This window comes from Streptomyces sp. NPDC001513 (assembly GCF_042894695.1).
GTDB lineage: Bacteria > Actinomycetota > Actinomycetes > Streptomycetales > Streptomycetaceae > Streptomyces.
In genome coordinates this window covers 483,561-496,244 of record NZ_JBIAVU010000001.1, presented here as the reverse complement: position 1 = coordinate 496,244, position 12,684 = coordinate 483,561, and the positions used below count along the sequence as shown (strand labels likewise).

10 protein-coding genes and 1 pseudogene are annotated in these 12,684 nt (G+C 74.8%); 8 read left to right on the top strand and 3 right to left on the bottom strand.

The window, feature by feature from the left end; genetic code table 11:
- Positions 1–82: 82 nt before the first annotated feature.
- The 3 genes from ACFYZ4_RS02395 to ACFYZ4_RS02385 all read left to right on the top strand — a co-directional run bounded on the left by ACFYZ4_RS02395 (position 83) and on the right by ACFYZ4_RS02385 (position 3,117).
- Entirely contained in the window at positions 83–664 is a 582-nt protein-coding gene (locus tag ACFYZ4_RS02395; protein WP_390782762.1) for a GNAT family N-acetyltransferase, read from the top strand.
- 196 nt (positions 665–860) lie between these two features.
- Positions 861–1,997: a nitric oxide synthase oxygenase gene (locus ACFYZ4_RS02390; protein ID WP_390782761.1), complete on the top strand. Its 1,137-nt coding sequence runs from the start codon at positions 861–863 to the stop codon at positions 1,995–1,997.
- Positions 1,998–2,052: 55 nt separating this feature from the next.
- A complete protein-coding gene (locus tag ACFYZ4_RS02385) occupies positions 2,053–3,117 on the top strand; it encodes a lactonase family protein (protein ID WP_390782760.1) in 1,065 nt (354 codons plus the stop codon).
- Positions 3,118–3,240: 123 nt separating this feature from the next.
- On the opposite strand, the gene ACFYZ4_RS02380 is transcribed toward ACFYZ4_RS02385, so the two are convergent.
- On the bottom strand, positions 3,241–4,155 hold the full coding sequence (locus tag ACFYZ4_RS02380; RefSeq protein ID WP_351286883.1) for a hypothetical protein: 915 nt from the start codon (positions 4,153–4,155) through the stop codon (positions 3,241–3,243).
- A 153-nt stretch (positions 4,156–4,308) separates the two neighbouring features.
- On the opposite strand from ACFYZ4_RS02380, the gene ACFYZ4_RS02375 reads away from it, so the two are divergent.
- From ACFYZ4_RS02375 to ACFYZ4_RS02360, 4 genes and pseudogenes are all read left to right on the top strand, one after another.
- Complete coding sequence (locus ACFYZ4_RS02375; protein WP_384344976.1) at positions 4,309–4,986, top strand: uracil-DNA glycosylase; 678 nt, start codon at positions 4,309–4,311, stop codon at positions 4,984–4,986.
- An 81-nt stretch (positions 4,987–5,067) separates the two neighbouring features.
- Complete coding sequence (locus ACFYZ4_RS02370; RefSeq protein WP_390782759.1) at positions 5,068–6,738, top strand: SDR family oxidoreductase; 1,671 nt, start codon at positions 5,068–5,070, stop codon at positions 6,736–6,738.
- A gap of 77 nt (positions 6,739–6,815) precedes the next feature.
- Complete coding sequence (locus ACFYZ4_RS02365; RefSeq protein ID WP_390782758.1) at positions 6,816–8,186, top strand: cryptochrome/photolyase family protein; 1,371 nt, start codon at positions 6,816–6,818, stop codon at positions 8,184–8,186.
- 137 nt (positions 8,187–8,323) lie between these two features.
- Positions 8,324–8,914, top strand: a pseudogene (locus tag ACFYZ4_RS02360) (RNA polymerase sigma factor); the annotation flags it as partial.
- Here ACFYZ4_RS02360 and ACFYZ4_RS02355 read toward each other — a convergent pair.
- Together ACFYZ4_RS02355 and ACFYZ4_RS02350 are read right to left on the bottom strand one after the other, a co-directional pair.
- A complete protein-coding gene (locus tag ACFYZ4_RS02355) occupies positions 8,915–9,934 on the bottom strand; it encodes a MerR family transcriptional regulator (RefSeq protein ID WP_390782757.1) in 1,020 nt (339 codons plus the stop codon).
- 39 nt (positions 9,935–9,973) lie between these two features.
- Positions 9,974–11,065, bottom strand: coding sequence for a WD40/YVTN/BNR-like repeat-containing protein (locus ACFYZ4_RS02350; RefSeq protein ID WP_390782756.1), 1,092 nt, complete (start codon positions 11,063–11,065; stop codon positions 9,974–9,976).
- A gap of 212 nt (positions 11,066–11,277) precedes the next feature.
- Between ACFYZ4_RS02350 and ACFYZ4_RS02345 the strand changes: the two genes are divergently transcribed.
- On the top strand, positions 11,278–12,621 hold the full coding sequence (locus ACFYZ4_RS02345) for a wax ester/triacylglycerol synthase family O-acyltransferase (protein ID WP_390782755.1): 1,344 nt from the start codon (positions 11,278–11,280) through the stop codon (positions 12,619–12,621).
- The last annotated feature ends 63 nt before the right edge of the window (positions 12,622–12,684 follow it).

Below are 12,684 nucleotides of genomic sequence, written 5' to 3'. Positions count from 1 at the left end.
AAGTCACGAACCAGCAAATATACTCTCTTGCATCCCTCGGCAGCGAATTCGGCCGGGGGATTTTTTGCGTACGGTGGATCCCATGACCACCGCACACGGCTCCGCCGACGGAATCGTCTACCGCCTCGCCCGCCCCGAGGACGCGGGCGCCATCGAGGCCCTGGACAGCTCCTTCACCACCGCCACGGTCTTCGAGGTGGCCGCCGCCGAGGACGGCTTCGGCTTCCGGCTCCGCGAGGTCCCCGTGGAGCCGCCCCTGTACAAGGTGTTCCCGCCCGAGGAGCACGACGAGCAGGGCTTCGGCGGCGCCGCGGGCCGGGACGCGGACGCGCGCACCTATGTGGCCCTCGACGGCGGCGAGGTGTGCGGGTTCGCGGCCGTCGGCTACGCCGCGTGGAACCGGCGCCTCACGATCGAGGACATCGAGGTCGCGCCCGGCCGGCGGGGCCGCGGCATCGGCCGCGCGCTCATGGAGTGCGCGGCGGAGTACGCCCGTGAACGGGGCGCGGAGCACCTGTGGTTGGAGGTCAGTTCGGTCAACGCCCCCGCCGTGCACGCCTACCGGCGGATGGGCTTCGAGTTCTGCGGCCTCGACACCATGCTGTACGGCGGTACGCCCGCGGCCGGCGAGCAGGCGCTCTACATGAGCCGCCCCTGCCGCTGAACCCGCGCCTGCGCCGGATCGTACGCCCCAACTCCCCCTGTCCGCAGGCCGATCGTCGAAGATCACTCAGAGGAGTGTTCCGACCCCTCCTGCCGCACATCGCTGACCTGCGGCATGTACAACGGGTAATTGTTTACTGCACATTCATCCGGCACGTACAGGGTGGATCTGGTCGGACAGGGGGTAACCGCCCGGAATGGAAATTCTTCAACAGCGCTCCACCACCGCTCAGGTGTGGGAAGCGGCCGAGGAGTTCATCCGACTCTTCCACCGGGAGACCAAGGGCGCGGGCGATCCGCGCGCCCGGCTCGCCGCCGTCAGGGCCGAACTGGCCCTGACCGGCACCTACGTGCACACCCCCGAGGAGCTGGCCCACGGGGCCCGCGTGGCCTGGCGCAACAGCAACCGCTGCATAGGCAGGCTCTACTGGAACTCGCTGCGGGTCCGCGACCGCCGCGGGCTCACCGACGCCGACCGCATCGCCGCCGAGTGCTTCGACCACCTGCGCGAGGCGACCAACGGCGGCAGGATCAGACCCACGATCACGGTCTTCGCCCCGGACACCCCGGGCCGACCCGGCCCGCTGATCTGGAGCGAGCAGCTCATCAGGTACGCCGGGTACGGCGACCACCCCTCCATAACCGTCGGCGACGCCCGCAACGCCCCGCTCACCGAGGCCCTGCTCCGGCTCGGCTGGGCCGGCGGCTCCGGCAGCCCCTTCGACCTCCTCCCGCTGGTGGTCCAGGGCGTCGACGACAAACCCCGCTGGTTCGACATGCCCGCGGACGCCGTCCTGGAGGTGCCGATCGACCACCCCGACGGCGACGGCTGGGCGGACTGGGGGCTGCGCTGGCACGCCGTACCCGCCATCTCCAACATGTGCCTGGAGATCGGCGGCATCCACTACCCGGCCGCGCCCTTCAACGGCTGGTACATGGGCACCGAGATCGGCGCGCGCAACCTCGCCGACACCGATCGGTACAACCTCCTGCCGGCCGTGGCCCGCCGCCTCGGTCTGGACACCTCCACTGAGCGTTCCCTCTGGAAGGACCGCGCGCTCGTCGAGCTCAACCGGGCGGTCCTGCACTCCTTCGACCGCGCCGGCGTCGCCATCGCCGACCACCACTCCGAGTCCCGCCGGTTCCTGTCCCACATGGAGCGCGAGGAGCGCAAGGGACGCGAGGTGGGCGCGGACTGGTCCTGGATCGTGCCGCCGATCTCCGGCTCCGCCACCCCGGTCTTCCACCGCACCTACGAGGACAGCCCGAGCAGCACCGCGTACGTCCACCACCCCGGCGCGCAGGAACGGGCCCAGGGGCGGGATTTGGTCTAGACCTTCTGTTACCGTCGGCTCCGAACGGATCCGAGAGCGGTGAGAGGGGCCTCGTGTGGGCGGCGCTGACAGTACGGACCATCACGGCGAACACCGGGCCTACATCGGCTCGTTCACCTCGGGGGGCGGCCGCGGTGTCACCACCGCGGCCGTGGATCCGGTGACCGGAGCGCTGACCGCGCTCTCGGTCGCCGCCACCGAAGACCCCTCGTACCTCGCTCTCGCCCGGGACACCGGCGTGCTCTACGCGGTGAACGAGACCGAGGAGGGCGCGGTGACCGCCTTCCGGACGACCGCCGACGGCCTCGCCCCCCTCGGCGCGGCCTTCCGCGTCGGCGGCTCCGGCCCCACCCACCTCAGCCTCGGCGGAGGCCGGCTGCTCACCGCCAACTACACCTCCGGCAGCGTCAGCAGCCTCCCGCTCGCCGCCGACGGCAGTCCGGCCGGGCCCGCCCACGTCCTCCCGCACGAGGGGAGCGGCCCCGACGCCGACCGCCAGGAGCGGCCGCACGCCCACCAGGTGCTGCCCGACCCGACCGGCCGCTGGGTCCTCAGCGTGGACCTCGGCACCGACTCGGTGCGGATCTGCGCGCCGGACCCGGCCACCGGTGCACTGCGGGTGCACTCCGAGACCGCGCTGCGCGCCGGGACCGGGCCCCGCCACCTCGTGTTCCATCCGGAGGGCGCCGTGCTCTACGTCCTGCACGAGCTGGAGCCGCAGGTGACCGTCTGCCGCTGGAACGGAGCGTCCGGGCAACTGGAACCGGTCCGCGAGGTTCCGGTCGCCTCCACGGGCGCCTCAGGGGCCGTACGGGCCTACCCCTCGGCGGTCGTCGCCTCGCCGGACGGGCGGTTCGTCTGGGTGGCCGTCCGCGGCGCCGATGTCATCACCACGTTCTCCCTGGCCGACGGCCCCGAGGAGCCGCGGCTCACCGGCGCCGTGGACTGCGGCGGCGACTGGCCGCGCGATCTCGCCGCAGACCCCTCGGGGCGTCGGCTCTACGCGGCCAACGAGCGCTCCGGCGACGTCACCTGGTTCGACGTGGACCCGCTGACCGGGCGGCCGCACCGGGCCGGCTCGCTGGCCGTACCCGCGGCGACCTGCGTGGTCCTCGGCTGACACGCGTACGGGCCTCCGTACCGGACATCCGCAGGGGTTGTCCGTACGGGGCCACGGGGAAGGCCCCCGGCGAGCCCTGGAGACCAGGGTCGGCGAGGGCCTTCTCCGTCACGGACGGACGGTTCAGTGGGCAGCGGCGCCCTGGGCGATCCCGAGGGCCGCGGCGTACTGGGCGACGGCCAGCTTGCCGAGCGCCGGGTAGGCCCCGAGCACCTCGGCGGTGGCGCAGTCGGCTTCCTTGCAAGCGGTGTCCAGCAGTCCGTCGGCCGCCTCCGGGCCGATCAGGTACGGGGCGAGCGCGAGCTGCGTGGAGCCCTCGCCGCGCAGCTGCTCGGCGACGGCGGCCACCGAGCCCTCCTGGTCCAGCGCGGCCGCCATCACGGGCACGGCGAGCCGGGCGGCGAGCAGCATGCCCGTGATCCCGGCGGCCTGCACGGCCTCCTCGCCACCGGTGGTGGCCAGGACGATGCCGTCGGCGGCGGTGGTCACGGTGAAGAGCCGGGCGCGGTCGGCGCGGGCCAGGCCGGCCTCGGACAGCCGCACGTGCAGGCCCTCGGCGAGCAGCGGGTGCGGGCCGAGCACGTCGGCCAGCTCGGCGGCGGCCGAGGAGTCCATCAGCGCCTGGCGGATCCGGCGGAGCAGATCTCCGTCCGGACCGGCGAGCAGCGGCACGACCACGGCGTCCGGGCCGGTCGGCGCGGGCACCTCGTGGCCGGCGGCGCGGGCGAACTCCGCGCGCGCGGCACGCTCGGTCGCGACGGCGGTCAGTACGCCGGACAGGGACGGGAACTCGGAGGCGTCGTCACCCTCGAGGAAACCGATGCGGGCGTCGAGGCCCGGCAGCTCGGAGCGGCCGATGCTGATGATCTCTTCCGCCAGCTGCCGCGAGGCGGCCGAGGGGGCACCGGGCACGGCGAGCACCAGCGCGGGCGCGCCCTCGGGCGCCGCCGCGGGCTCGGGCCGGCGGTGCCGTCCGGTCTGGCGGGGTCGCGGCATTCGTACGGGCAGGCCATTTGCGGGCCCAGTGGGGGAGCTCATGGCGCCGCATGCTACTGGCTTATCGGAACAAGGTGTTCGGGCAGGGCCTTCTCAGGCGGCATCTGTCCGCATTTATCCGATGAAGAGCAGATACCGTCAACTGACCGACGGTAGGCGCCCGGCCACCCTGTTGGACCAGTAGAGTGACACAGCGTGGCACCACGACCTTTGAATGAACTCGTTGAAGCAGGCTGGGCGAAGGCCCTGGAACCCGTGTCCGGACACATCGCGGCCATGGGGAACTTCCTCCGCGAGGAGATCGCCGCGGGCCGGACCTACCTGCCGGCGGGCGCGCACGTACTGCGCGCCTTCCAGCAGCCGTTCGACGACGTCCGCGTCCTGATCGTCGGACAGGACCCCTACCCCACACCGGGGATGGCCATCGGCCTGAGCTTCGCCGTCGCGCCGGAGGTGCGCAGGCTGCCCGGCAGCCTGGAGAACATCTTCCGGGAGATGAACTCCGACCTGGGACTTCCCCGGCCGTCCAACGGGGACCTCACCCCGTGGACCCGGCAGGGCGTGCTGCTGCTCAACCGGGCCCTGACGACGGCACCCGGAAAGCCGGCCGCGCACCGCGGCAAGGGCTGGGAGGAAGTGACCGAGCAGGCGATCCGGGCACTCGTCGCCCGGGGCACGCCCCTCGTGTCGATCCTGTGGGGCCGCGACGCGCGCAACCTGCGGCCGCTGCTCGGAGACCTGCCCGCCGTCGAGTCGGCGCACCCCTCGCCGATGTCGGCGGACCGCGGCTTCTTCGGCTCGCGCCCCTTCAGCCAGGCGAACGACCTACTGGCCCGCCAGGGCACCCAGCCGGTCGACTGGCGGCTGCCCTAGGGGGCTGGGGGGCCTGCCGATCGGGCCGGCGTTGGGCTGCCCGGCCCTGTCCGCATCCGTTCCGGGCGTGAACGGGGAAGGATGGGCGAAGGGGACCCGTCCGGCGCCCGCCGGCCGCCGTCCCGGGACGCAACGATCGGAGCACAGGCCGTGAGCACGCATCCCCGGAACCCGACCCCCACCCCCACTCCCGCCCCGGTCACCGGACTGCGCTGCCTGGTCACCGGCGCGGGCGGCTACATCGGGGGCCGGCTCGTCCCCGAGCTGCTCGACGCCGGACACCGCGTGCGCTGCCTGGCCCGCACCCCGGCCCACCTCAGGGACCACCCGTGGGCCGGCCGGGCCGAGGTGGTCCGCGGTGACGTCACCGACGCGGAGAGCCTGCGTCCCGCCCTGCGCGACGTGGACGTCGCCTACTACCTGGTGCACTCCCTGGGAGCCGGGCGCGACTTCGAGGAGACCGACCGGCGCGCGGCCACGACCTTCGCCGCCGAGGCCCGCGCCGCCGGGGTCGGCCGCATCGTCTACCTCGGCGGCCTCACCCCGCGCGACGTGCCCGAGGAGGAACTCTCCCCGCACTTGCGCTCGCGGGCCGAGGTCGGCCGGATCCTGCTCGCCTCCGGCGTGCCCACGACCGTACTGCGCGCGGCCGTCGTCATCGGCTCCGGATCGGCCTCGTTCGAAATGCTCCGCTACCTCACCGAACGGCTCCCCGTGATGGTGACGCCGAGCTGGGTCGGCACCCGCGTCCAGCCCATCGCCGTACGGGACGTGCTGCGCTACCTCGTCGGCAGCGCCCGCATGCCGCAGGACGTCAGCCGGGTCTTCGACATCGGCGGCCCCGACCTGCTCACGTACCGGGACATGATGATGCGCTACGCGACCGTCGCCGGACTGCCCAGGCGGCTCATCCTGCCCGTCCCCATGCTCACCCCGCGCCTGTCCAGCCACTGGATCGGCCTGGTCACGCCCGTGCCCGCCGCCCTCGCGCGGCCGCTCGCCGAATCGCTGAAGTACGAGGTCGTCTGCGCGGAACACGACATCCGCCGGTACGTGCCCGACGCGCCGGGGACGCCCGTGCCCTTCGACCGCGCGCTCACGCTCGCCCTGGAACGGGTCAAGGAGGCACGCGTCACCACCCGCTGGTCCAACGCCTCACTGCCCGGCGCCCCGAGCGACCCCCTGCCCACCGACCCCGACTGGGCGGGCGGCAGCCTCTACACCGACGAGCGCGAGCAGTCCGTCCCGGCGACCCCGCACCAGCTGTGGCGGGTCATCGAGGGGGTGGGCGGGACGAACGGCTGGTACTCCTTCCCGCTGGCCTGGGCGGTACGGGGCCAGCTCGACCGGCTCGTCGGCGGCGTGGGGCTGCGCCGGGGCCGACGCGACGCCGACCGGCTGAGGGTCGGCGACACGCTCGACTTCTGGCGGGTCGAGGAGATCGAGCGGGGACGCCTCCTGCGGCTGCGCGCGGAGATGCGGCTCCCCGGACTCGCCTGGCTGGAGATGCGCGTCGAACGCGACGCCACGGGCGGCACGCTCTACCGCCAGCGGGCCCTCTTCCACCCGCGCGGCCTGGCGGGACAGCTGTACTGGTGGAGCGTGGCGCCGTTCCACGCCGTCGTCTTCGGCGGCATGGCGCGGAACATCGCGCGCACCGCCGAACAGACGGCGGACGAACCGGTGCGGGAGAGCGCTGTGGGAACAGCGGGGCCCGTGGTGCATCCGGGAGGCGACGGCGGGCGGAAGTGAGGGCGGCAAGTCCGCACGCAGCCCACCCGCCGCCGCCGCGCGCGCCCGCCGGGTGGCCGATCGCCGGGAGTGGCGCCATGAACTCCGTCGTCCTTTTCACCTCCGACCTCCGCCTGCACGACCACCCTGCCCTGCGCGCCGCCCTGGCGGCGGCGCACGACGTGGTGCCGCTGTTCGTCCGGGACCCCGCCGTGGACCGCTCGGGGTTCGCGGCACCCAACCGGCTCGCCTTCCTCGCCGACTGCCTCGCCGACCTCGACGCCGGCCTGCACGACCGCGGCGGCCGGCTCGTCGTGCGCACCGGGGACACGGTCGCCGAGCTGCACGCCGTGGCGCGGCAGGCCGATGCGGACGAGGTGCACATGGCGGCCGGGTGCTCCCGCTTCGCCCGCGACCGCGAGGCACGGCTGAGGCACGCCCTGGAGTCCGACGGCCGCCGCCTCTACGTACACGACGGGGTGACCACGGCCGTGCCGCCCGGCGCCGTCACCCCGCAGGGATCCGACCACTTCGCCGTCTTCACCCCGTACTTCAGGCGCTGGGCCGCCGAGTCGCTGCGTACGCCCCTCGCCGCCCCCCGGGCCGTTCGGGTGGTCCGCGGGGTGCGCTCCGAGGCGCTGCCGTCGCGGGCCTCCGCGGGGGACGTGTCCGAGGGTCTCCCCACGGGTGGGGAGCGGGAGGGCCGCCGGCGGCTCGGCAGCTGGCTGTCGCGGCTCGCCGACACCTACGAGGAACGCCACGACGACCTCGCGGGCGACGCCACCTCCCACCTGTCCGCGTACCTCCACTTCGGCGCCTTGTCGGCCACCGAGGCCGTCCACCGGGCCAAGGCCCGCGGCGGCGCGGGCGCCGGCGCCTTCGTACGGCAGCTGTGCTGGCGGGACTTCCACCACCAGGTGCTCGCCGCCCGGCCGGAGACGGCCACCGCGGACTACCGGCCCCGGCAGGACCACTGGCGGCGGGGCGCCGAGGCGGAGGCCGACCTCCGCGCCTGGCGGGAGGGACGGACCGGCTACCCGGTGGTGGACGCCGCCATGCGGCAACTGGCCCACGAGGGCTGGATGCACAACCGGGGACGCCTGATCGCCGCGTCCTTCCTCACGAAGACGCTGTACGTCGACTGGCGCGAGGGCGCCCGCCACTTCCTGGACCTCCTCGTGGACGGCGACGTGGCGAACAACCAGCTCAACTGGCAGTGGGTGGCGGGCACGGGGACCGACACCCGGCCCAACCGGGTCCTCAACCCCGTCCTCCAGGGCCGGAGGTACGACCCCCACGGGGCCTACGTCCGCCGCTGGGTCCCCGAGCTCGCGGGCCTGCCCGCCGGGACGATCCACGAGCCGTGGAAGCTCACCGGCCCGGAGCGGGACGCCTGCGCGTACCCCGACCCGATCGTGACCCTCGCCGACGGCCTGGCCCGCTTCCGCCACGCCCGGGGCCGGGACTGACCCGCCCTGCCCGTCGGCCGCGCCGGAGCGCAGGACGACGCACGAACGATGCGAGTTGAAGCGTCTCCTTCCCGCGCCGGAGCCTGAGGGGGCGGGAGCGGCCGAGCTCCCGGCAGCGGCGAGGAGGCGGAGTCGTCATGAGCGCAGCAGCCGGCACGACCGAGGCGCTTTCGGCCGGGGTCCCGGCCGGGGGTTCGGGCGCGCTCCGGGAGCCGCTGTCGGACGAGGAGATCGGCCGCGGGATCGGGCGGGGCGACGCGGACTGCTTCGCCCTGGCCCACCGGCGCTGGAGCCGCCTCGTGCACCACCTGGCCGCCCGCACCCTCGGCGACGCCCGGGAGGCCGAGGACGTCACCCAGCAGGTCTTCCTCGCGGCGTGGTCCGGCCGCGCCGGCTACCGCCCCGAGCGCGGGCCCGTCCCCGCCTGGCTGGTCGGCATCGCCCGCCGGAAGATCGCCGACGCACTCACCGCCCGGACGCGCAGGCTCGACCTGGCCGCCGCGGCCGGAGCGGCCCTGCCACCGGCCGCCCCGGCGCCCGACGGGTGCGAGCGGGCCCTCGACCGGCTCCTCGTCACCCGTGAACTCGCGCGCCTTCCGCGCGTCCAGCGCGAGGTGCTGGCCCTCACCTTCTACGCCGACCTGACCCAGGTCCAGATCGCCCACCGCACGGGCCTGCCGCTGGGCACGGTCAAGAGCCATGCCCGGCGCGGCCTCCAGCGGCTGCGCCTAGCCGCCTTTGTAGAGGCGGGAGACGAGGTCGAGCGCCTCCCGCAGACCACCGGGGCGCAGCGCGCCGGGACCCGGGGCGCGGCCCGCCCAGCCCGGGCCGGCGAGCACCATCACGGGGTGCGTCCGCGCCCCCTTGACCCCGAAGGCGCTCTCGGCGACGTACCGGGCCAGCGCGTGGTCGGCGGTGGACCGGGCCTGGGACCAGAGCACGACGGCGGCCGGTCCCGTGCGCCGCACGGCGGCGTCCAGCGCCTCGGCGGGGACGGCCGCGCCGAACATCCGGGCCGGCAGGCCGCGTTCGCCGAGCCCCGCCGCCAGCGCCTCCAGGGGCAGCGTGTGCTGCTCGGCCGGAACGCAGGCCAGCAGCACCGGGGGAGCGGAGGTCCGCCGTGCGGGGGCGGGCGGCACGCGCCGCAGCGCGGTGGAGACGTGCCAGGACAGCAGGTGCTCCACCTCGACGTAACGGTCGCCGGAGGACTGCCACTTGCGCCCCACGGCGTGCAGGGTCGGCACCATCACCTCCTCCCAGACGGTGACGAGCCCGTGGCCCGCCATGAGGTCGCCCAGCAGCGTGTCCAGGGCCGGGCCGTCGAGGCGTACGGCGGCGCGGGCCAGCCCCCGGCTCTCCCGGAGCACGTCCCGCTCGTCCGGCCCGTCCTGCCCGCGCGGTACGGCGCCGGGGCGCACGAGCCCGTCGGCCGGTCCGGGCGGGCGGGGCGGCCCGGACCGGCCCACCGGACCCGCCCCGGGCTCCTGACCCGCGACCGCGCCGGGGCGCCCGCCCCGGACCGCACTGACCGCCCGCGCCGCCTCGGCGGGCGGCACACCGGAGGCGGTGAGCCGGCACATCTCCTCCAGCATCGCGATGTCCCCGGAGGTCCAGCGGCGGTGCCGCCCGTCCTCGCGCGCCGCCGGGCCGATGCCGTAACGCTGGTCCCAGGACCGCAGCGTGGTCGGCGACACGCCCAGGTGGCGGGCCACCGCGCCCGTCGTGATGCCAAGTGTCGTCTCGGACATGCCCTCACCGTACGACGCACGAACGACGCGGGTTCACCATCACCCGCCGATGGTCGCCGCCCGTACGCACAGCACGTCCGGGAGGTGCTCGGCCAGCAGCTGCCAGCTCTCGCCGTCGTCGTGGCTGGCGTACAGCTCGCCGTTGCGGTTGCCGAAGTAGATGCCCGCGGGGTTCGCGTCGTCCGTGCACAGCGCGTCCCGCAGGACCGTGCCGTAGTGGTCCCCGGAGGGCAGTCCCTTCGAGAGCGGCTCCCAGCTCTCGCCCGCGTCCCGGGTGCGGAAGACCCGGCACCGGTGCTCGGCCGGGACGCGGTCGGAGTCGGCGTTGAGCGGGAAGACGTAGGCGGTGTCCGGCCGGTGCGGGTGCGCGGCCACCGCGAAGCCGAAGTCGGAGGGGAGCCCGCCGCCGATGTCGGTCCACCGGCCCCCCGCGTCGTCGCTGCGGTAGACGCCCCAGTGGTTCTGCAGGTAGAGCCGGTCGGTGTCCCCGGCGTCCTGGGCGATCTTGTGCACGCACTGGCCGTACTCGGGGTTCGGGTCCGGCAGGAACACCGCGGAGACCCCGTCGTTGGACGGGGTCCAGCTGGCCCCGCCGTCCTTCGTCCGGAACACGCCGGCGGTGGAGACGGCCACCGTCACCGCGTCCGGGTCGCCGGGATGGGTGATCACCGTGTGCAGACCCTCACCGCCACCGCCCGGGACCCAGTCGCCGCGGCTCGGGTGCTCCCACAGCGGGCGGACCAGCTCGAAGGACTCGCCCCGGTCCGTCGAGCGGAACAGCGCGGCCGGCTCCGTCCCCGCGTACACCACGTCCGGGGCCTCGGGCCCGGCCGGCTGGAGCTGCCAGACCCGCTCCAGCGAGGCGCCCGTGTCCTTGGGGAACTTCACGGCGGCCGTGGCGGGTTCGCGCCAGGTGGCCCCGAGGTCGTCGGAGCTGAAGACGGACGGCCCCCAGTGCGTGCTGTCCCCGCCGACCAGCAGCCGGGGCGCCGGCCCCCGCCGGTCGACGGCGACCGCGTAGACGGCCTGGGCGTTGAAATGCGGCCCGTCGAACCTCCACGGGCCGTCCCCTCTCCGACGGCCGACGAAGAGTCCCTTCCGGGTTCCCACGAGCAACAGCACATCAGGCATGGCCGGCACCTCCGGACCTCGTGAAGCGTCTTTCCGGCCAGTCTGCACCCACCCTCTGACAGCGGCCCGGCGGACGGCACCGACCCTTTCCATAGCTGATCGATACCGATCATTTACTCTCCGGAAATCGTTGCTACTTGAACGTAGGCGTTCGGAGTGGGTTGACTTCAAGCCACTGCATTGCTGCCGTCGCCGCACGCGAGAGGACCTACGTGGCCACCGAGCACCTGTCACCGCTCGACCTCGCCTTCTGGCGGATCGAATCCGCCGCCCATCCCATGCACCTCGGCGCCCTCGCCGTCTTCTCCGCAGCCGGGTCCGCCGCCGGACCCGGCGGCGCCGACCCCGGAGCCGCCGAGCGCGCCGCCGCACTGCTCGCCGCCCGCTGCGCCACCGTGCCGGGCCTGCGTCGCCGGATCCGCGACGTGCTGCTGCCGGTCGGCGCGGCCGCCTGGTCGCCGGACCCCGGTTTCGACCCGGCGCGGCACGTCTTCCTCGTACGGACCGACGCGGCGGACCCGCACACCGCCGCCGGCCCGCTGATGGCCCGGCCCCTGGACCGGGAGCTGCCGCCCTGGGAGGCCCACGTGCTGGCCGGGCCGGACCCGGACTCCTTCGCGGTGCTCTTCAAGTTCCACCACGCCCTCGCCGACGGCCTGGGCGCGCTGGCCCTGGCGGCCGCGCTCTTCGACGAGGGGCCGGCCCCGCGCACCCCGGCCCGCCCGGTCCCCGAGCAGCGGGCCGGCTCGGCCCTGCGCCGGCTCCCCGGAACCCTGGCCGCCCGGGTCCAGGACGTCGGCCAGGCCCTGGAGATCGGGGCCGCCGTGGCCCGCGCCGGGCTGCCGCTCGGCGTCCCCGCGGCCCTCACCGCGGACCCGGCCGGTCCGGGGACCCGGGCCGTCGCGGGCCTCGCCCTCGACCTGGACGAGGTCAACCTGGTCCGCAAGGCCGCCGGCGGCACCGTCAACGACGTGCTGATCTCCGTGGTCGCGGGGGCGCTGCGGCGCTGGCTGGAGGAGCGGGGCGATCCCGCGCCGACAGGGCCCGGCCCGCGCGCGCTGATTCCCGTGTCCCGCCGGGGCCGGCGCGGGGCCGGCGGCGGGAACCGGCTCTCCGGCTACCTGCTGCGGCTGCCGCTGGCCGAGCGCGACCCGCTGCTGCGCCTGGACCGGGTCCGCGCGGCGATGGACCGCAACAAGGACGCCGGGCCCGCGCGCGGCGCCGGGGCCGTCGCCCTGCTCGCCGACCACGTCCACCCGCTGGGTCACCGGCTCGGCGGCCCGCTGGTGGCGCAGGCCGCCCGGCTGCTCTTCGACATCCTGGTCACCAGCGTCCCGCTGCCCGGCTTCACCTTCAGCCTCGGCGGCAGCCGGGTCCGCGAGGTCTACCCGCTCGCCCCGCTGGCCTGCGGACAGTCGCTGGCCGTCGCGGTGTCGACGTACAAGGGGACCGTCCACTACGGGCTGGTCGCCGACGCGGCGGCCGTCCCGGACCTGGGGGCCCTGGCGGGAGCGCTGCGCGCGGAGCTCGACGCGCTTGTACGAGAGGTCTCGTAGTACGAAGGAATTCGTAGTACGGTGAGTCTCGAACTCAGCCGCCGATCCCCGGCGCGCCCGGTG